This is a genomic window from Anaerosolibacter sp. (assembly GCF_029240175.1).
In the GTDB taxonomy this organism is placed as follows: domain Bacteria; phylum Bacillota; class Clostridia; order Peptostreptococcales; family Thermotaleaceae; genus Anaerosolibacter.
In genome coordinates, this window is the sequence record NZ_JARBTM010000028.1 from 1 (window position 1) to 19,155 (window position 19,155).

Here is a 19,155-nt window from a genome sequence, read left to right on the forward strand (position 1 = left end):
AAATTTCTGGGTGGTTTCGCTGCTAACCGCTAACGGCTAACTGCTAACCAATATATATGCTGGCTTAATTCTTACACTGTGTAGTTTTCAAAGACCAAAACTTATTTATCATGCTGCCAGCGTGTATCGCTGACTCTTAATACTTTAGCACATCTCAGACATTCTGTCAACCACTTTTTCGTTGGTAATTTTTATTACCTTGTTTCTCGTGACGACAAGATATATCTTATCATGTTTTCTTACCTAAATCAACTGGTAATATTTCCTTCCAGTTCGCCATCACCCCTTAAAAAGTGACGGAAGAATAATATAGCATAATATAACGATAGAGTCAATGGCTAAATCAATTCTATATTATGGAAACCACAGTTATTTCTTATAACTTCCGTAGAGACTACATATTAAACATCATAAATATATCCTCCAGATACAATCAGGAGGATATGAACCAATCGTTTTATATAGATACTATTTATAAACCATTTCAACAATATGCTCTGCAGCAACCTTCATAATATTAATCACGGGAATGTCAATAGAGTCTTCCTCAAAAGCCAAGGGGATCTCCGTACATCCCATCACAATTACCTCGGCACCATTCTCTTTTAAATGATAGGCTGCCTTTGTTAATCTCTCACTGGGTTCGCCGCTGATATAACCTGCTTTTATGCCCTTTGTGCCATAAACTGCTTCCATCACATAGTTGTCTTGATAGTATTCATCTGGGTATATAAGTTGAAAGGAGCTCAACGCCCTGTCAAATATGCCGCTATTCCTGGTTCCTGTGGTACATAATGCGCCAACCCGCTCCTTATCCTTATGCTTAGCGTGCAAATATTGATCTACTATTTTAGGTAAACTTAAAATTGGAACGCCAATATTGTGTTGCACTTCTTCTAAGAAATAATGAGCTGTAACACAAGGAATAAATATGCCATTAACACCAAGCTTCTCAAGGGCTTGGGCAGTCTTCGTCATCTCTTCAACTGGACTTGTGCCTTTTCCCAATATCGCTTGGGTTCTATCGGGTATTTGTGGATTACTATATATGATCGTTTTAATATGTTCAGCATCCTTTTTTGCAGGTGTTGCTTTGATGAGATATTGAAAAAAGTAAGACGTTGCTTCTGGACCCATGCCGCCAAGGACCCCTAAAGTATAATCGGTCATCTGCATCCCCCCTGGATGAATATAGCACAAACTATTTATTTGCAGCAATTACACTTCCTAATGCAATGGAATTCAGCTTCGCCTCATGGGTATCGGCCCTAGAGACCAATACAACTGGAGCTTTGGCCCCCATGATAATCCCTGCAGAATCTGCATCAGCAAAATAGGTCAAAGCCTTTCCAATACCATTTCCCACCTCAATAACTGGAACAAGCAGGATGTCTGCATCTCCAGCTACAGCACTCTTAAACTTCTTAATTTCAGCTGCTTCCTTTGAGATAGCTAAGTCAAAAGCCAGTGGTCCATCTACAATGACACCTTGTCCAAAATCACCAGCCTCGCTCATTTTCTTTAATGCATCGGCATCTACTGTAGCTTGCATCTTTGGATCTACCTTTTCTTTTGCCGCCAAGCAGGCTACCTTTACCGTCTCAATGCCCATAGCCTTGGCAACTTGGACAGCATTTTTTGTAATTTTGACCTTTTCTTCTAACCCCGGTGCAATATTCATTCCCCCGTCGGTTAAGAAAAGCAGCTTATGATAATTTTTCATACCATATACCATCACATGGCTTAGCTGACTATCTGTTCTTAATCCAATTTCTTTATCTAAAACCGCCTTAAGTAATATTGACGTATCTAAAATACCTTTCATAACGAAATCTGCTTTTCCTGAGCTAACAAGTTCTACTGCAGACCTCGCAGCTTCATCCAGATCTTTTTTGTCTATGATCTGATAATCGCCGATATTTAAATGATGATCTTGAGCAATCTCATTTATCTTTTCTACATCTCCAACAAGGATTGGTTCAACTATGCCCAATTCAGAAGCGTTGCATACTGCCACTAACACCTCTTCATCTTGCGCTGCAGCCACAGCCAGTCTCATTGTTTTCTGATTTTTAGCAGCCTGAATTAATTCTTGAAAATTTTTAATCATACGATCACTCCCATATAAAATTTTTATTGAACGTTACAATTTTTTAGTAATACCAGATCAAAAAAAACCCCTTTTTAGGTTGACTGCACTCTTTGCATAATAAATATGCGGCTTTATTCAGAATAATTATACTATAATTAAAACCCGAATGCTAGTAGAAAGGGGCAACATTTTAACACATCTCAATGATTACTCCATGGACTTCAGCTTATCTAAGCATATCATGGTGATCTCATCATCTGGGTTTTCTCTCAAAGATCGCTCTAATACTTCTCTTGCCAATATTAAATTGCCCTGCTCCATGTAAACCATACCTAAATTGCATAGGATTTCACTATCACTAGGTTTAAGCTGAAGGGCCTTCTTTAAGTATTTTTCTGCATTTATATGATCCTGTAACGTTGCATAACAGATTCCTAGTTCATTCAATGTATCTACCTGACTTGAATTGATTTTTAATATTTTTTGAAAATATTCTATTGCCTGTTCATACTGATTCAATTGTCTGTAGCCAAGACCAATAAAGAATAAAAGATTCCACCATTCAGCATGTTTTTCCTCTAGGGGTAACAATTTTTCCAAACCCAGTTCTGGCTCGTTACTTAAAATTAAGCTGTAGCCTTCTTCATATTGAATATGGTTCTTCAAACTGTCCAACTGTAAAAGGATTTCGCTTTCCTTTTCTTCATCAATCCGTAACTTCAACGCCTTTTCCCAAGTTAGCTCAGCCTTTTTAAAAAGCCTCTGATTTGCGTAATAGAATCCCAAATGATAATAGCCTAATGCGAAATCAGGTTGTTTTTCAACCAAAAGCTCTAAAACCTCATGGGCTTCACTTGAAAAGTCCTGTTCCACATCCCTATCTTGGGTTTCGTAGGCAATATCTTGACAACATCGAGCATAATTGAATAACCCATTGATATTCTCTCCATTTAATAGGATTAATGCTCGGAAGTAAATCAAAGCTGTATAGAACTCCTTGTGATCCGCTGCCTTCAAGCCCTCATAAACAATATAGTCCTCAATATTGGCATCGAAGGCATATAAGAACGCCTTATATGCCTCTATGTATTTAAAATGATGATCCAAACCTATTAACCAGATCATAGCCCGTGACATGGATGCCAGAGAAATCGTCTGCTCTTCCTCTTTCTTTTTTACCGTTTCAGCTAACTCACTCACTATTATAGGCACGGGTATTCCCATAAGCATTTTATATTGTTCATTTTTCGTCGCGATATTTTCTTTCAGTTCTATGAAAACAATACGCTCAAGTTGATTTTTAAGATGTTTATCTACTTGTTGAAACATGTGCATCGCCTCCTATTCATCTATCGATTATATCCTATTTATTGATTTTATAGAAGAAAAAGTGTGAAGAAAATCCCGCCAATGGGATTGTCCTCACACTTCATAGGATTTTATGAAAAATAAGATCATCTACATATGCATCTAGGGCTTCATCATAATGATGTTGATAGACGGAGCCTGCGAACGTAAACCCACAAGATAAAACTGTATTGATAGAAGCCCTGTTGTTGCTATACACATACGTTCTAACTAACTTTATTCCTGCTTGCTTTAATCGTTCAAGGCTATATAAGGTTAGTTCCTTTGCTACTCTATATCCCCGATGTTTCTTTCCCACCGCAACCGTTAGGTATGCTGCATGTCTTTTATTTTGTTTCCCTCGTATTGCTCTGAATACAGCAAGTAATTGATTTTCATCTACAGCCACATAAACAAAAACATCCTCATCCGTTAACCAGCTTTTAATCTCATCTTCTGATAGAATCTCTGCAAATGAAACCTCTGCCTCTTCCAAGGCCAATTCCCGAAATAAATCAACCACCCTAGGTAAGTCTTCTAAAAACATTTCCCTATAAACAATTTCCATTTTCTGTCCCCCTTATCTGGCAACTTTTCAATTATAAATCTTCATTGATCGTTCTTAACTCACCCTTATCAATGATCTTTTTCTTAAAATAATCAAAGTAGTCAAACTCACCTACCCGTAAAATTTTCACATCGATATTGGCGATGGAAATCTCTACCTCAGCAATAGAGTGATTCCCAAGTTTCGCTCCGTCATAGGCAATCATAATCTCCCGGGTCATAGACTTAATAATCTCAAACCTTATCTTTGTGTCCAATGGTAGAATCAACGGGATTTTAAGTGGTCTATTGATACTATTATCATTGGGGTGAATGGGAATCAATTGGTATACAGGCAGTTCTGAATGGGTAGCAACGCCTCCAGCCCAAATGCCATAACCCGTTGCACCCATTGGTGTTGTTATAATGAATCCATCTCCAGTAAAGTAGTTAAAAGGGCGTCCATTCACGAACAGCTTCGCTTCCATGAGCCTAGGGTCTAAATGCTTAATAAGAATCTCATTAAAGGCATACTCTTCAATATACGTACCGCTGTTGGTTTTAGCACGGACTTTGATTAAAGGATATTGATGGATATGGTATGTTTTTGTATGCAATGCATGAATAAATCTGTTAAAATCCCCTGGTGTAACTGTAGGCAAGAATCCCAGATTCCCAGTATTGATTCCTATGAATGGCTTCTGCAAAAGCTTATATTGACGAATTGCACTGAGCATCGTACCGTCCCCGCCAATGACAATAATCACATCAGGGTCTGTTTCTACGGAGAGCATTCCAATTTTATTTAACTGTTCCTCCAATTCCTTACGGACCAACATACTCTCTTGCTTATAATTGTGATGTATTAAAACTCTTTTCAAACGACCACCTATTTTCTAGTTTTTGATATGTATTCTTTTCTATGATATAAAATTCCTCTTTCTAATCATGGTTTTTGCTATTTTTTTACACCAAAGTATTGCAGCATTCGATCCGTCTGCAAGTATTGTTGTGTTAAGAGTGCGAACCCTCCTGTTATAATGACAAAAAATATTAACTTGCTATTTTGTCCATAAAAATTGCTGAAATAAATAGGGCCGCCAGCTATGCCCAAAAATCGACAGCTGTTATATACCGCTGTTATCACGCCCCGTTTCCCTGGAGGTGCACAGCTGGTTACAAAGGTATTCAGAGCTGTTAGGGCCATACCCGCAGCAATTCCAATCACTTCTAGCATAACTAATCTTATGATAAATGATTCCCCATAGGGTATCCATAATAAAGCGATAATACATATAACAAAACTATAGAGAACCATCTTTTTATAGATTCCTCGTCTATTCTGCAAGTATGTACCCAACCAATAAGATACAATAGACATCGTAGTGACGGGTAGTGCAACGATAAATCCTCTTTTTAAGACATTGCTTGTTAACGCGCCTCCAAGAATGTCGGAAATATTTGCAAGAACACCGTAGAGAATAAACAATATCCCAAAACCGCCTAAGAGGCATATACCCAAAGAAAAACCCTTGGCTTTAAGAATCGTCCATATTTCGCCAAAATAAATTCTAAGGTTTTTACGTTCTGCGTGGCTCCTATCTTCCTTGATCACAAGCCCTACGAAAACAGCCACAGGTATCGTGAGAAATGAATAGGAAAAAAATATAAAATACCAAGCGATCATGGCAATGATGGACCCCAAAATTGGGCTTACAACTTTCCCCACCCCGTTGGATGCTTCTATAATACCTAATGCCTTGCTCCTCTCCGTTGAGGAAAACATGTCGCTTACCAAAGCCATGGCAATAGGAGATGTTCCCGCTGCACCAAATCCTTGAACAATTCTTCCGAATATAATCAACTTATAGGGATCTTTAGCAAAAACACTGGCAAATCCTGATATAAGTCCTCCAACGCCATAAAGAACCAAAGCTGGTATAATGACTTTCTTGCGGCCAATTCTATCAGATAAAAATCCAAGGAAAGGGATAATTAATGCAGCTGAAAATGAAAAATAACTGAGAACTAAGTTTGCTTCAAGACTGGTAATATTCAGTTCTCTTTTAATATCTGTCAATACTGGAATAAGCATTGAATTACCTAAGACCATGATAAAAGGGACAAAGGATAAGGCCAACATTTTAACGGACTGGTTCTTAATCACTATTTTCCACCCTGCTTTTTAACTTTTTAGTTTCCATATGTACTTTTTATTTTTTCCTTATTTATGCTATTTCATGTTGAATTTGTATCACATATTTTTTCTTGGGCTACAGATAATGAAATTAAGAGGTGATAAAATGAAACATACAATTGTCGCTGTAAGAAAATTTCGCGATGGCAGTATTCAAAGTGTAAAATTTAAAGATGGAAATGTCCTCGACATTGATCGTGCCGTAAATGTTGCCAAGGCAGGCCTAATCGATAATGTTCGTGTCGAACTAGATCCTGCCACCGGTGTTGAATATCTAGAACCATCTTCAAGCGACCATAAAAAATTACAAGATTTTCCCATTTTCTAGTTTATATAGTTATAAAATATAACAGGTGACCCCAGAAGGGTCGCCTGTTACATTTTATAACTATTTCTCATAAACATTCTTTTCCTACGAGAAGTTGTACTAAGTACATTAAACAATAATCCTCTATATACCATGATAAAGGATAATAATAACTGGGCAGTTATATATCCTGCAATAGATTGCGTAGATAACGAGAATATCCCTCTCCCGAATATGGCAGTGGCATTGGGTCCCGAACCAGTCAACACCGCAAAAACACCAAATAATACAGCGTTGGGTACAAGCCAATCCAGCCAATTTTCCTTCATGAATTCAAAAGCATAGGTAAAGCTCTCCGCAACATGATAATGTTTTTGGTAGATAACCTCTGGCAAACAGTTCAATAGAATAAAAGCAGCAATCATCAAAATCGACCAAAGTGATATAAAGCCCAATTGAATATTCAATATGGGTCTTAAAAACAAACTTGCCCCATAGTTTACAAACCAAATCACCACGAGAATTCCATAGATTTTACCTAGATACACCTTAAATCCCTGTTTAAAATCCTGCAGATCAATCTTTCCGTATCGAACGATGTTCTCAATAAGATATAGATAGTTAGAGAACAACGCCCCTTGCACCAAAGTAATAATGATCCCCGCTAAAATAGAGAACATAAATGCCACACGCCCTAAAACACTTAAGATTACTGCATAAACAAAACCTGTAAAAATAATTGGCCAGTTGTTCAAAGTCAACTTTACACTCTTAGGTATGATCTCTTTGTTTACCCCAATCAAATCTTCAATGATATTCAATGTTATCACCCCTCTAAATCAATTTTGTAAACCTTAGATTTTGAAAACACTTTATAATCCAATGCATAATCGAAGAGCAAGGTCGTAGGCGCTTTATGGATATCTACCTTTTCTAGCTTTTCAAAGCTTTGTAATACATCATACTGGAAGCTTTCAAAATGCACTTTTTTGATAATCTGCTTTGCTGGCTGTCCTTCAAACCGTGGCAGATATTTTACCACATTATCCTGGTTTTGCAAGAATTGATGAACCTTATTTTTAAAGTCTGTATCCTCTAAGGACTCGAAGAATAGAGGAATGGTGCTTTTTCCCTGTTTTAAATAATCAAGTTTTAAAAGTTCGCGGAAATAATCCATCGCTTCCCACTTCTTCTCTTGATAAAATACCAACAATATTTCATACATAGCATTTCTACCGTGGGATGTATGATGATAACCCCTTGCTTCCCAAAATTGTCCTAGCTCCAAATAAAATTCTGCAGCACTTTTGTAAAATTGTTTGAGAATAAATTCGACGCCATGATCGAATGCATGGGTATTAAAGTAATGCTCAACCATCTCCTCCATCACCTTTATTTGCAGCATTTCTCTATAGGTCAGATAACGGTTCCCCAGTACTTCATAGGGCGGTTCATCCCGATAAATATAGCCATGCAGCCCTTCATCTCGTCGGATGCCTGAACCCTTTAATAGCTTTAGGAATCCTAGCTGAAGCTTCTCTGGTCTTAAATTGTAAACTTCATCGAAAGATAGCTTAAAACGCTGCAACGTTTCATGGGGCAGCCCAGCAATTAAATCTAAATGGAGGTGAATATTATTATATTTTGAAATATGCTTCACGGTCTGGCTTAATCTATGGAAGTCCACCTTACGATCAATGGCCTCCATGGTCATATCATAGGTAGTTTGAACACCTACCTCAAATTGAAACAAACCTTCTCTTACCAGTGATAGAAAAGCTAATATTTCCTCATCCAACAGGTCAGCTGTGATTTCAAAGTGAAAATTGGTTGTTCCATTATCATGTTCATGGAGATATCTCATAATTTCTAAACAGTGAGATTTCTTTGCATTAAAGGTTCTGTCTACAAACTTTACCTGCTTCACCCCTGCTGCCAAGAAAACATCCATATCCTTCTTCACTCTATCAATAGATAGAAATCGAACGCCTTTTATGGTCGAAGAAAGGCAATATCTACAATTATGGGGGCAGCCCCTTGAGCTTTCATAATAAATGATTCTATTGTCATAACCAACCAACCCATCGCCAAAAGGAGAAGGTATCGTATCAAGTTCTTTTATCAGCCCTCTTTCATTGGTCTCAATAGCAACGCCATTCACGCGAAAGGCAATGCTCTGGATGGATTCCAAATCCCCTTGGAATTTTACCAAGTAGTCCAATAATTCCTTGAAAGTAGCCTCACCTTCACCAATAACGATATAATCAATGAATGGGCTTTTATCCAATAGCTCACGGGCATCAAAACTTACTTCTGGGCCACCCAAAATGATTTTTACCTTTGGATTGACTTTTTTTAAATTTTTAGCGATACGCAATGTCTGTTCGATATTCCAGATATAACAGGAAAAACATACGATCTCATGTTGTCCCCTATATATCTCTGCCAAAACATAATCCAAATCATGATTGATCGTATACTCTTTGATATCTATGATCTCGGTCATATCCCTGCAATAACTTTTCAAATATTGTAATGCCAGGGATGAGTGAATATATTTAGAATGTAGTGTCGTTAACAGTATCCTCATGTCCTTAGTCCTTTCGTTCCTTTGTTTATATATCTTCAACGATTTTCCAAGCTTTTAAACACATTATAACACAAAGTTCCCCAATAAATACCAAGAGATAGGATCTTTCCTATCTCCTATAGCCTAAGATATGTAAAAACCGTATTTTTTTAAAAGCATAATTAGCTACGGGATAATCAATGCGGTCAATGGTATGGGCGGCGATCAATATTTTTTCTAGACTTCTTTCCCCAGGCTGTATATCAACAACTACAGGTGTATGGTTGTAAATCCCATCATCTTCGAAGTCCAGTTGAATCAGATCCCCCACTGTAATGCCTTGCATATTGGTCTCTTCCACAACAGGCCCTGCACCTTTGTTATGAATCAGAAACTTATGAAGATACCTTACGCTGGTCCAAGCAGGGGCGCGATCATTTATGCTCCGATAATACCATCCATACTGGCGATAGTTCATGGGGCATCCCCCTGCATTGAGTACCTGAGAAGCAAAATTTGTACAGTCTCCACCCATTTTTTCAAAATCAGCATAACGAGGATTGCGAGCCAATGCCCATTTTCTCGCATAAGTAACTGCTGCTTTCCGGTTGTATGGATAAATCATTACACCACTCCTTTGATAGACTTATATTCTTATATAATCTATGTTTATTGGTTATGCCCTTGAAAAATGAACTTCCTTTTGTAAAATTTTTCAAATAAATTCTGAGCTATTCTTAGCAAAACATGGTATAATAAATAAAAGATGGTTTTAGGGGGTGGTCCTATATGGCAATTATGTCGTCAAAGCTGCTCAGGCATACGTTCTGCATGGAGGAACTACGTAAAATAGGCGCACAGGTGATTAATGTTCAAGGCATTAAGTTTTATGTAAAATATACAATCAATAATTTGAACATCGAATATCTTTATCATGTTAATCCTGATGATACCTATTTATTAGAGCGTATTAAGCCATATTTGCTCATTGTTGGCGAATATCCTACAGAAGAAGACATCGTCGAAGCCATCAAGGTCGATATTGACCAATTTAAAAATGCAATGAAAAGTAAGAACTTTAATGATTTCGTGGCCATAGATCGAGATTTAACTGATATTGTACGATATTTTGAAGATTTATATCTTTACTATAACATCAACCGAGAAGATCTCTCCTTAATGAAGGAAGAAATCAATCATGTTGTAGATCTCATACTACAGATTAAAAATCGCAGCCAACGTGTTTATCACAAGAAGGATCCTGACAACTTAAAAGATAAATAAGAACCTACATTCCTTTTAACAAAGAAAATAAAGCACACAGGGTGTGCTTTTTTGCTTGAATATCTGGAATATATTTTCAAAAACATTTTATCAATTTTTGAAGGTTTTAGGCGATTTATATCGAATAATTGAATATAACATGCTTAAGTAGGAAAGGTGGTCCATATGGAACAGTTTGACAGAATATCAATTCAAGAAATTTCAAAGACAGATATGCTAATGATTATTAAGGCCCTTGAATATACAGGTGAAAATGCAAATATCCCTTCCTTCATCAGTCTTAAGAATAGTATTGTAAAGCAGTTAAGCGAGTTAGCTGAAACTACTGAAGAAGAATTCTTATTATATCTTCAAAAGAAGTAACATTTCCTATAGACAATTTCGCCAAAACATAAAAATCACAGCCCTATCTACAAGGCTGTGGTTTTTTATTGTATATACGTGTACCTTTTTCATTTCCAATCTACAGTCTTCTAAAAAACTCGTCTCTATATCTTTCCCCGTTTTCTAGGGCTTCTTCAAGATGTAACAACAGCTTGCTTTGATCCTGAGGAAGAATTCCCTGTAGGGAAACATAGTTTGAGGGATGATTACTTCGCAGCATACAATCCTTCACTTGGAGTTGTTGTATAAACAGGTGGGTTTCCTTCATGATTTCTTCCGGTGAAAGAAGCTGGAAGGTGCCATCCTGAACTTCCCTATACAGCTCTGTTTCCTCTTCAAGGAGCAGTGTTAGTAGCCCTAAATATTGAGGGTTTATGGCATTGACAACCCTAGCTGATTCTATAGCATGCTCTTTCCATCTTTCTACACCACCCAATCCTGAAATAATCGTTGTCGACAGACTTATACCGGAGCGAATGATCTTCCTCCCTGCTTCTATCATTTCCTCAGCCGTTACACCCTTTTTTATGGATTTTAATATTTCGTCACTACCCGATTCTATTCCTAAATATGCAATCCCTAAGCCAAGTTCATTTAGTGACTTTAATTCTTCCACCGTCTTTCTGAGTATATCCTTAGGAGCACTATATATGCCCACCCGCTCACATTCTGGGAACAATTCATTGATTTTCTTTAAGATTGTCTTCAAGTCCTCTATTTTTAGCACCAAGGCGTTGCCATCGGCCAAAAATACTCTTTTTATGGACTTATAATGTACTCTAGCAGCTTCCAAATCCTTTATGATCTCAGATATTTGCCGAATCCTAAATTTTTTATCTTTATACATACTGCAAAAAGTACATTGATTATGGGAACATCCTATGGTCACTTGAACGATAAGACTATACGCCTCACTCGGAGGTCTATATACGGTTCCTTCATATCTCATATAATCCTCACTCCTATCGTATAAATAGTCAGCTGACAAAAGACAGCTGACTATTATCTGTTACTACATCTTCTCTGGTGCTGCAATACCCAGGAGGGACAATCCATTTTGAATCGTTTGCTTTACAGCATAAACCAATGCAACCCTTGATTTTTGTAATGCTTTATCTTCTACGATAATTGGACAATCATGATAAAACTTATTGAAACCTTGGGCCACATCCACAATATGCCTTGATATAATCGCAGGCTCATATTTTCTTGCTGCATCTTCCACAACGGATGGGAACTGCTGAATCAATCTCACCAAATTCATTGCATCCTCATTAGACAGCAACCCATAATCAGCGGAAGTATCTATTTCTACTTCCGTTTTTCTTAGAATACTGGCAGCTCTAGCATGGGTATACTGCACGTATGGCCCTGTTTCCCCATCGAAGGACAGCGTCTTATCCCAGGAGAATACATAATCCTTGTTTCGGCTATTGGATAGCTCTTGGAATACGACAGCTCCAATGCCTACCTGTTTTGCTACTAGATCTTTATCATCAAGATTTGGATTCTTGGCACTGATAATTTCCTTTGTTCGCTCCACTGCCTTATTCAATACGTCTTCGAGGAATACAACTCTTCCCTTTCGCGTAGACATAGTACCTTCTTCAAGACTAACCATACCGAACGGCACATGGATACAATCCTTGGCCCATTCATTTCCCATGAGCTCTATAATTTTCATCCATTGTTGGAAATGGAGGATTTGCTGAGATCCTACCACATATATGTTCTTATAGAAGTCATAAAGTTCCTTTCGATAGATGGCTGCCGCAATGTCCCTGGTAATGTATAGGGTAGATCCATCACTTTTTCGAATCAAAGCCGGCGGCATTCCATGAGGTTCTAGATCCACAATATCTGCTCCCTTTGACTCTTTCAGCAGGCCTTTTTCTTCCATCATTTCCAATACTCTTGGCATTTTATCAGAGTAAAAGCTTTCTCCTGCATAGGAATCAAACTCAATACCCAGCATGTCATATACTCTGCTAAATTCTTTTAAACTCTCATCCCTGAACCATTGCCAAAGTTTTAGGGCTTCTTCATTCCCCTCTTCCAACTTCTTAAACCACGCCCTAGCTTCATCTTCTAATTCTGGATTTTTCTCTGCCTCTTCATGGAACTTTACATAAAGCTTTAATAACGCTGGAATCGGTTCTGCTTCAACTTCTTTTGCATCCCCCCAACGCTTAAAAGCCACAATCAACTTTCCAAACTGTGTTCCGTAGTCACCAAGATGATTAATTGTAATTACATCATAGCCAAGATATTCATAAATATTGGCTATGGCATGACCAATCACTGTGGTTCGGATATGTCCGATATGAAAAGGTTTCGCAATGTTTGGTGAAGAATACTCAACGATTACTTTTTTGTTTTCACCCATATCCGACGCACCAAAGTTCTCTTTTTTGTCAAAAACCTCACCAATAACAGATTTAGCAAAGATGCTCTTATTGATAAAGAAATTTACATAGGCCGCTGCATTCTCCACCTTTTCAAACAATTCAATACCACCTAGTTTTTCAGCGATCTCTTGGGCAATGATGTTTGGTGCTTTTCTAAATTCCTTTGCCAATTTAAAACAAGGAAAAGCGAAATCTCCCATTTGTGGATTCGGTGGAATTTCAATCATTTCCATCACTTGATTTAATTCTAACTGCCCTGTTTTATCTACGAGGGCTTGAGCAATTTCCTTTTTAAAGTTAATCATATTCTAAATCCTCCTTAATAAAATCTAAATAAAAAAACCCCCATCTCCTTTATGCAAGAGACGAGAGTTATATCCCGTGTTACCACTCTTATTGATACAAATTGTATCCACTCTACACCCCGCTAACGGTGGGCATCCGTTCTACCTACTGGCTTTCAGTAAAAAATCTCCGAGGTGCGCTTCACTCAAAGCTGTATATCGGACTTTCACCAACTCCGACTCGCTAAAATACTATGCCAAGACCTACTATCCTCATCACAGATCAATATCCTATTGTTGAGTATTAATGTATCATATATTTTTTACCAAATCAAGGTTTTTTATAAGGTTTTTTTCATATTCTACAGGGTATGTGTGTTACAATAGAATAAATACAAAATTTGGAGGGTTTTTCTTGCTAGTAAAATCAACTGCGCTACTTATGAAATCCTTTATTGAACAAAAGGAATTTTTTCTATATCCGTATCGACCGATCGATACCATCACAGATATCGTGCTCCACAAACAGTTATGGTTTAAAGAACACTTTATAGAGTTTATAGATAATCCTGAATTTCTCTTCGGTTCTCTAGACTACCAAAAAAATATAATTTATCCTTCTATTAAAGAAATTCAGGTCCGTAATCGCTACAAAAAGCTGTGCTTTTATAAAATTCTATTGATCGAACAACCTTATCAGCAGGAACAGCTCGATCAATTGCAGGAGCTTCATCGATGGATCATCACACAGAAAGTCAATCTCCATTTAATCGTTCTAGACTTGTCCAGACTGCAGATCGTACATCACCAATCTAATTTTCTTGATGATGAATATGTTCTTTCATCCATCCAAGCATGGCTTCCCCAAATCCCCCATGAAGATTTGGAAGCCGTTGACTTACTGGATATAGAACGGACTACCAAACAGTCAAAGGGCTATTTCTTCCCTAAAAAGAAATTCTACTTTACAAATATACTCTTAGCTGTCAATATCCTAATCTTTATTTATATGTCTATGACAGGAAGCACGACCAATACTGGATATTTGATTGCCTTTGGTGCAAAGTATAATCCACTGATTGCGACAGGTGAATACTACCGTCTCCTTACCAGTATGTTTCTTCATATAGGCATTGCCCATCTAATGTTTAACAGCTACGCTTTAAATATGCTGGGAAAAGATGTGGAAGCCATTTATGGTACATCGAAATTTCTTTTGATCTATCTCATAGCTGGTATTTTTGGCAGCCTCGGGAGTTTTCTATTTAGTCCTGCCGTGTCCGCAGGGGCATCGGGTGCCATCTTTGGTCTCATCGGCGCCTATATATACTTCGGACTCCGAAAGCCCGCCATCTTTTCTGCCCGGTATGGCCTGAACCTCGTATCAATGCTTGTAATCAACATCTTTTTTGGATTTACGATTCCTGGTATTGATAATTTTGCCCACTTAGGCGGTTTTTTAGGTGGTTATATAGCTAGTTGGGCCCTAGGTCTTCATAAAGAAAAATTCTTCCTTAAAAAACAGCTGCTCCCTCAGTTCCTCATCGTTCTTCTGGTAGCTGGTTCCTTAGCAACTGGTATAAAGCTCCAGGAAAAAACCTGGGAATATCACCTGCATAAGGGTGTAAAAGAGCTTCAGGAAGATCGGATTGCATCAGGGCAATCCTACCTTGAAAAAGGTGTATCTATTAACCCAGAAGTCGGGGCGTTCTATTATTATCTAGCCTATACCCACTATCGGAAGGGTGAAATTTCAACCGCCATAGACCTTCTTCATCAGGCGATCTCCATAGATCCGCAAGATGAACAAGCCCAAGAATTCTTACGAGAACTCAATCAAATGCAATAAAATAATAGAAGCAGCCATTGGCTGCTTCTATTATTTTATTTGTCTGGATACAAGCCTTCCATGTACCCGAATGGATGTGTCATATCAATACCATTAAGCTTTTTTACAGGCTTTCCTTCCACGAGGATCTCTACTTCCTCAATTCCCTCTAATACCGTAAGGCTATTGACAATGGACCCAATGGAAAGCAAGGTATCATTACTGATTCCTTTTTGCCCGTCTGCAAACTCCTTAGATAAATTTACAACCACTTTTTGATTTTCTTTTTCGATGGATAGGAGCTTCGTACCCTTTGGTATAGGATTCACATAGGCTTGAAAATCTTCAAATCCTATTAATTCTCTAACGACAAATTCCTCGATGGAAATCCCTTTTAACCGTTCATCGCTTTTCTTAACACTATAGGCTTCATCCAGAATATATGGTTTATCCTTGTGCTTAAGAAATAGTACATAATCAATTTCTTCCTCTGGTTGGAGATCCGCAGCATCTTTTTCTTCTTGTTCAGCAGCTGGCGGGTTATTATTCTGCAGAGTTTTCTCCTGGTCACCTTTACTGCATCCCGCAAATATCATACTTACTACCAATAGAACGAACAATAGAAACGATAGTCTTTTTCTCATTGGTATCCCCCTCTCTAATCTCTAATACTTTTTCTATATATATTCCCTAAAATCCTCCTCATCTAACACCAAGATTCCATGTTTTCTAAGCAAAGCAGCTGTAACACCGTCCCCATGGGTTACTTTCTTTTGAAAGCTTCCATCGTAAATTCTATCTTTTCCACAGGATGGACTCCTTGCTTTTAGTATGGCTTTTTCTACCCCATAAAGTTTTGCGATCTTCAAAGTTTCTTCAGCACCCCTAATAAAGCAATCCGTTAGATTGGCGCCTTCCCGATTATAAACAGCTGCAGATTTTTCCAGCACACTTCTGCCATCACCATCTCTGATTTCACACGGAATACGGGGTGTAGGCAATCCCCCAAGCTGTTCTGGACATACAAGAACTGCTTTACCTTCCTTGATAAGCTTTTCAATTTCAACAATCTGCTTACTGCCTCCATCATAACGGCAGTTAATCCCAGCTAAACATGCACTGATGAGAATCATAGATTATACACCTCTCATTTTTTTTTCTTGTTTAGTATTTGGGTAATATCATGCTGAATCATATGCTCATCCATGGGTAAAAGCTTTTGGTTATCTCGTTTGCTCTTATAATATTCAACCCCTGCTGTATGGGCTTTTTCCATAGCACCTTTATCACCAGGCTTCTTCGATAGTTCTCTCAATGCAGCTTTATACTCTTCCAAAAGCACAAGATTTTGTTTCATTCTACTAATGACAATCAAAATTGCCGATCCGGCACCCAATAGGATTCCAAGAAAAGTCATCCATGAATTTTCCCAAACAGATCCTAAATAGAGTACAAAGAAACAGACAATCAATAAAATAAATCCAATCAATCTTCCAAGCATTCCCCCACGCTCCTGTCTATTTCAGCTCTACCACAGTAACACCGGCACCACCTTCACCATAGGCGCCTTCTCGAGAAGACTTTACATGCTTATGTCCCCTCAATAATTGTTTGATTCCGTCTTTTAGAACACCTGTTCCTTTCCCATGAATAATCGTAACTTCCTGAATGCCTGCAAGGTATGCATCATCCAAATATTTATCCGTATTTAACAGCGCCTCCTCTAGAAGTTGGCCTCTTAGGTCAATAGAGCTTTTAATATTTTCAGCCTTACTTTTCATGATCTTTCCGGTTCCAGTTTTCTTTCCCTTTTCCTTTTCTTCTCGATCCAATCTTAAATTCTCAACATTCACATTGATTTTCATAATCCCTACCTGTACTGTCAAGTCACCATTGGCATCGGGTACTGTCACCACATTTCCTTTTTGGTTTAATGATAAGATTAATACAGCATCCCCTGGTCTCAATTGCTTTGGTGGTTTAGTATTTACACCTAATGATACCCCCAATCCAAGACCTTCATCCATTTGTCCTAGTTTATCTCTTAAACCCTTCCTTGCCTCTTCAATTCTTCGATTTTTCTCCTTCTCCTCTACCTCTTGAGACAGGGTTCTCAATTCCTTAATGATTTGATCTGCATCCTCTTTGGCTTCTCTTAAGATTCTTCTGGCTTCTTCCCGGGCCTCTCGTAACAGCTTCTCTCTCTGTTTCTCCAGCTTTTCACTTTTCCTATCATATTCTTCTTTTTGCTGCTGGATGGCTAGTTTAAGCCGAATGGCGTTATCTCTCTCCTGCTCCGCTTTTTGCTTGTCTTTTTCAATGGAGGTTAACAAATCTTCAAACGCAATATCTTCATTAGAAATCGATTCTTTTGCTTTGTCAATAATGTATCCACCGAGTCCTAGACGCTTTGAAATTTCAAAAGCATTGGATTTTCCTGGTACACCAATCAACAACTTGTAGGTAGGACTTAAGGTTTCCACATCAAATTCCACCGAGGCATTCTGTACACCCTTGGTGGTTAGGGCATACTGCTTTAATTCCGTATAGTGGGTGGTAGCAATGGTCCTTACCCCTAGTCCATACAAATGATCTAAGATGGCAATGGCCAAGGCTGCCCCTTCCGTTGGATCCGTTCCAGCACCCAACTCATCCAGCAAAATCAGAGAGCTTTCTTCCACTTTTCCAAGTATTTCAACGATATTGGTCATATGGGATGAAAAAGTACTCAAGCTCTGCTCAATACTCTGTTCATCACCTATATCAGCAAACACTTGATGAAAGACAGACAGCTCTGTACCAAAATCAGCAGGCACATTAAGGCCCGACTGGGCCATCAAGGTAAAAAGCCCTACCGTTTTTAAGGTTACCGTTTTACCGCCAGTATTTGGGCCTGTAATAATCAGTGTACTGAATTCGTCACCATTCCAAATATTCGTCGGCACAACATTTTTCACATCGAGAAGGGGATGTCTTCCATTCTTGATCCTTAAATATCCCCTATTGTTCAATTTAGGCTCGATTGCCCTCATTTTAACCGACAGTTTCCCTTTTGCAAAAATGAAATCTAACTTTTTAAGAACTTCCTGATTGCAGCGTATTTCAGTGCTTTTTTCTCCAACCAAAGCCGTTAATTCCCTTAGAATTCGTTCAATCTCAATCTGTTCTTTGATTTTGAGTTCTCTTAACTCATTGTTTAATTCCACTACAGCCATAGGTTCAACAAATAATGTTGCTCCACTGGATGACTGATCGTGAACCAACCCTGGAACGTTTCCACGATGCTCTTGTTTTACAGGCACTACATATCGATCCTGCCGCTGGGTCACAATGGCATCCTGAAGGTACTTTTGCATTTGGCTGGATGATGTAATACTATTCAGTTTATTCCGAATCGCAGCATGCTTTGATTCCATCTGTCTTCGAATGTTTCTTAATTCTGGACTTGCATGATCAGAAATTTCTTCATCGCTGATGATGCACTCGTTTATGCGATCCTCGATGACCTTCATGGTGCTGATCTGACCAATATATCCCTCCATGATGGGATATTTTCCTTCACCTTCCTTGGATTCCTTAAACATGGTCTTTAGTTTCCGCGCAGCCCGCAGTGTATCACTGACTTCTAAGAGTTGTCCAGGGTACAGGTAAGAACCGATCTCAGCCCGTCTCACATGATAGGACAAATCGTGAACACCTCCTAGGGATACATTTCCTCTCTGAATCAATATACCCGCAGCTTCACTGGTTTCCTTCTGCCACTCCATCACAGTTTCCATATGGGTAGATGGCTCCAGCTTTTCAGCCAATGCTCTCCCAAGACTGGATTCAACCTTCTCTAAAAGCATATCTCTAATTTTTTCATATTCCAACACTCTCAATGTTCTGCTATTCATTTTCCTCTCCTCA

At 38.4% G+C, this 19,155-nt stretch carries 19 protein-coding genes and 1 other annotated feature; of the genes, 4 read left to right on the forward strand and 15 right to left on the reverse strand.

Annotated elements, in window-relative coordinates; all coding sequences use genetic code 11:
* Positions 1 to 468 precede the first annotated feature (468 nt).
* From K0R93_RS16570 to K0R93_RS16595, 6 genes are all read right to left on the reverse strand, one after another.
* Entirely contained in the window at positions 469 to 1,170 is a 702-nt protein-coding gene (locus K0R93_RS16570) for an aspartate/glutamate racemase family protein (RefSeq protein ID WP_300303599.1), read from the reverse strand.
* Between the two features lie 31 nt (positions 1,171 to 1,201).
* On the reverse strand, positions 1,202 to 2,110 hold the full coding sequence (locus tag K0R93_RS16575) for a phosphate butyryltransferase (protein ID WP_300303602.1): 909 nt from the start codon (positions 2,108 to 2,110) through the stop codon (positions 1,202 to 1,204).
* Between the two features lie 189 nt (positions 2,111 to 2,299).
* The gene (locus K0R93_RS16580; RefSeq protein WP_300303605.1) at positions 2,300 to 3,421 is read right to left on the reverse strand and encodes a tetratricopeptide repeat protein; all 1,122 of its coding nucleotides are present in this window, start codon (positions 3,419 to 3,421) and stop codon (positions 2,300 to 2,302) included.
* 100 nt (positions 3,422 to 3,521) lie between these two features.
* Entirely contained in the window at positions 3,522 to 4,007 is a 486-nt protein-coding gene (locus K0R93_RS16585) for a GNAT family N-acetyltransferase (protein ID WP_300303608.1), read from the reverse strand.
* Positions 4,008 to 4,038: 31 nt separating this feature from the next.
* Positions 4,039 to 4,866, reverse strand: coding sequence for an NAD(+)/NADH kinase (locus K0R93_RS16590; RefSeq protein WP_300303611.1), 828 nt, complete (start codon positions 4,864 to 4,866; stop codon positions 4,039 to 4,041).
* Positions 4,867 to 4,943: 77 nt separating this feature from the next.
* A complete protein-coding gene (locus K0R93_RS16595) occupies positions 4,944 to 6,152 on the reverse strand; it encodes an MFS transporter (RefSeq protein ID WP_300303614.1) in 1,209 nt (402 codons plus the stop codon).
* Positions 6,153 to 6,288: 136 nt separating this feature from the next.
* Here K0R93_RS16595 and K0R93_RS16600 point away from each other — a divergent pair, with 136 nt between their 5' ends.
* Positions 6,289 to 6,510 carry a DUF3892 domain-containing protein gene (locus K0R93_RS16600; RefSeq protein WP_300303617.1) on the forward strand — a complete coding sequence of 74 codons (222 nt, stop codon included), beginning with the start codon at positions 6,289 to 6,291 and terminating at the stop codon, positions 6,508 to 6,510.
* Positions 6,511 to 6,557: 47 nt separating this feature from the next.
* On the opposite strand, the gene K0R93_RS16605 is transcribed toward K0R93_RS16600, so the two are convergent.
* The 3 genes from K0R93_RS16605 to K0R93_RS16615 form a co-directional block, all read right to left on the reverse strand.
* A complete protein-coding gene (locus K0R93_RS16605) occupies positions 6,558 to 7,310 on the reverse strand; it encodes a hypothetical protein (protein WP_300303620.1) in 753 nt (250 codons plus the stop codon).
* A 5-nt stretch (positions 7,311 to 7,315) separates the two neighbouring features.
* On the reverse strand, positions 7,316 to 9,079 hold the full coding sequence (locus K0R93_RS16610) for a B12-binding domain-containing radical SAM protein (protein WP_300303623.1): 1,764 nt from the start codon (positions 9,077 to 9,079) through the stop codon (positions 7,316 to 7,318).
* A gap of 109 nt (positions 9,080 to 9,188) precedes the next feature.
* Complete coding sequence (locus K0R93_RS16615) at positions 9,189 to 9,683, reverse strand: amidase domain-containing protein (protein ID WP_300303626.1); 495 nt, start codon at positions 9,681 to 9,683, stop codon at positions 9,189 to 9,191.
* A gap of 164 nt (positions 9,684 to 9,847) precedes the next feature.
* Here K0R93_RS16615 and K0R93_RS16620 point away from each other — a divergent pair, with 164 nt between their 5' ends.
* Together K0R93_RS16620 and K0R93_RS16625 are read left to right on the forward strand one after the other, a co-directional pair.
* Positions 9,848 to 10,342 (forward strand): hypothetical protein, encoded by a 495-nt coding sequence (locus K0R93_RS16620; RefSeq protein ID WP_300303629.1) that lies wholly within the window; start codon positions 9,848 to 9,850, stop codon positions 10,340 to 10,342.
* Between the two features lie 165 nt (positions 10,343 to 10,507).
* On the forward strand, positions 10,508 to 10,705 hold the full coding sequence (locus tag K0R93_RS16625; protein WP_300303631.1) for a hypothetical protein: 198 nt from the start codon (positions 10,508 to 10,510) through the stop codon (positions 10,703 to 10,705).
* A 100-nt stretch (positions 10,706 to 10,805) separates the two neighbouring features.
* Here K0R93_RS16625 and K0R93_RS16630 read toward each other — a convergent pair whose 3' ends face one another.
* On the reverse strand, positions 10,806 to 11,675 hold the full coding sequence (locus tag K0R93_RS16630) for a radical SAM protein (RefSeq protein ID WP_300303634.1): 870 nt from the start codon (positions 11,673 to 11,675) through the stop codon (positions 10,806 to 10,808).
* Between the two features lie 63 nt (positions 11,676 to 11,738).
* A complete protein-coding gene (gene argS, locus K0R93_RS16635) occupies positions 11,739 to 13,439 on the reverse strand; it encodes an arginine--tRNA ligase (RefSeq protein ID WP_300303637.1) in 1,701 nt (566 codons plus the stop codon).
* Between the two features lie 53 nt (positions 13,440 to 13,492).
* Positions 13,493 to 13,707: a binding site (T-box leader), on the reverse strand.
* A gap of 126 nt (positions 13,708 to 13,833) precedes the next feature.
* Here argS and K0R93_RS16640 point away from each other — a divergent pair.
* Complete coding sequence (locus K0R93_RS16640; protein WP_300303639.1) at positions 13,834 to 15,267, forward strand: rhomboid family intramembrane serine protease; 1,434 nt, start codon at positions 13,834 to 13,836, stop codon at positions 15,265 to 15,267.
* 35 nt (positions 15,268 to 15,302) lie between these two features.
* Here K0R93_RS16640 and K0R93_RS16645 read toward each other — a convergent pair whose 3' ends face one another.
* From K0R93_RS16645 to K0R93_RS16660, 4 genes are read right to left on the reverse strand one after another with little or no spacing between them, the layout of a single operon-like run.
* Positions 15,303 to 15,890 (reverse strand): GerMN domain-containing protein, encoded by a 588-nt coding sequence (locus K0R93_RS16645; RefSeq protein ID WP_300303642.1) that lies wholly within the window; start codon positions 15,888 to 15,890, stop codon positions 15,303 to 15,305.
* A gap of 33 nt (positions 15,891 to 15,923) precedes the next feature.
* Positions 15,924 to 16,379: a DUF523 domain-containing protein gene (locus K0R93_RS16650; RefSeq protein WP_300303645.1), complete on the reverse strand. Its 456-nt coding sequence runs from the start codon at positions 16,377 to 16,379 to the stop codon at positions 15,924 to 15,926.
* Between the two features lie 14 nt (positions 16,380 to 16,393).
* The gene (locus tag K0R93_RS16655; protein ID WP_300303648.1) at positions 16,394 to 16,747 is read right to left on the reverse strand and encodes a hypothetical protein; all 354 of its coding nucleotides are present in this window, start codon (positions 16,745 to 16,747) and stop codon (positions 16,394 to 16,396) included.
* 16 nt (positions 16,748 to 16,763) lie between these two features.
* Positions 16,764 to 19,142, reverse strand: a complete 2,379-nt coding sequence (locus K0R93_RS16660; protein WP_300303651.1) for an endonuclease MutS2 — start codon at positions 19,140 to 19,142, stop codon at positions 16,764 to 16,766.
* Positions 19,143 to 19,155: the final 13 nt, after the last annotated feature.

Bases quoted from the DNA above. Each gene is read 5' to 3' on its own strand.
- K0R93_RS16630 (WP_300303634.1), bottom strand. From the start codon at position 11,675: ATGAGATATGAAGGAACCGTATATAGACCTCCGAGTGAGGCGTATAGT.
- K0R93_RS16655 (WP_300303648.1), bottom strand. From the start codon at position 16,747: ATGCTTGGAAGATTGATTGGATTTATTTTATTGATTGTCTGTTTCTTT.
- K0R93_RS16620 (WP_300303629.1), top strand. From the start codon at position 9,848: ATGGCAATTATGTCGTCAAAGCTGCTCAGGCATACGTTCTGCATGGAG.
- K0R93_RS16600 (WP_300303617.1), top strand. From the start codon at position 6,289: ATGAAACATACAATTGTCGCTGTAAGAAAATTTCGCGATGGCAGTATT.
- K0R93_RS16575 (WP_300303602.1), bottom strand. From the start codon at position 2,110: ATGATTAAAAATTTTCAAGAATTAATTCAGGCTGCTAAAAATCAGAAA.
- K0R93_RS16650 (WP_300303645.1), bottom strand. From the start codon at position 16,379: ATGATTCTCATCAGTGCATGTTTAGCTGGGATTAACTGCCGTTATGAT.
- K0R93_RS16615 (WP_300303626.1), bottom strand. From the start codon at position 9,683: ATGATTTATCCATACAACCGGAAAGCAGCAGTTACTTATGCGAGAAAA.
- K0R93_RS16580 (WP_300303605.1), bottom strand. From the start codon at position 3,421: ATGTTTCAACAAGTAGATAAACATCTTAAAAATCAACTTGAGCGTATT.
- argS (WP_300303637.1), bottom strand. From the start codon at position 13,439: ATGATTAACTTTAAAAAGGAAATTGCTCAAGCCCTCGTAGATAAAACA.
- K0R93_RS16585 (WP_300303608.1), bottom strand. From the start codon at position 4,007: ATGGAAATTGTTTATAGGGAAATGTTTTTAGAAGACTTACCTAGGGTG.
- K0R93_RS16660 (WP_300303651.1), bottom strand. From the start codon at position 19,142: ATGAATAGCAGAACATTGAGAGTGTTGGAATATGAAAAAATTAGAGAT.
- K0R93_RS16570 (WP_300303599.1), bottom strand. From the start codon at position 1,170: ATGACCGATTATACTTTAGGGGTCCTTGGCGGCATGGGTCCAGAAGCA.
- K0R93_RS16610 (WP_300303623.1), bottom strand. From the start codon at position 9,079: ATGAGGATACTGTTAACGACACTACATTCTAAATATATTCACTCATCC.
- K0R93_RS16645 (WP_300303642.1), bottom strand. From the start codon at position 15,890: ATGAGAAAAAGACTATCGTTTCTATTGTTCGTTCTATTGGTAGTAAGT.
- K0R93_RS16625 (WP_300303631.1), top strand. From the start codon at position 10,508: ATGGAACAGTTTGACAGAATATCAATTCAAGAAATTTCAAAGACAGAT.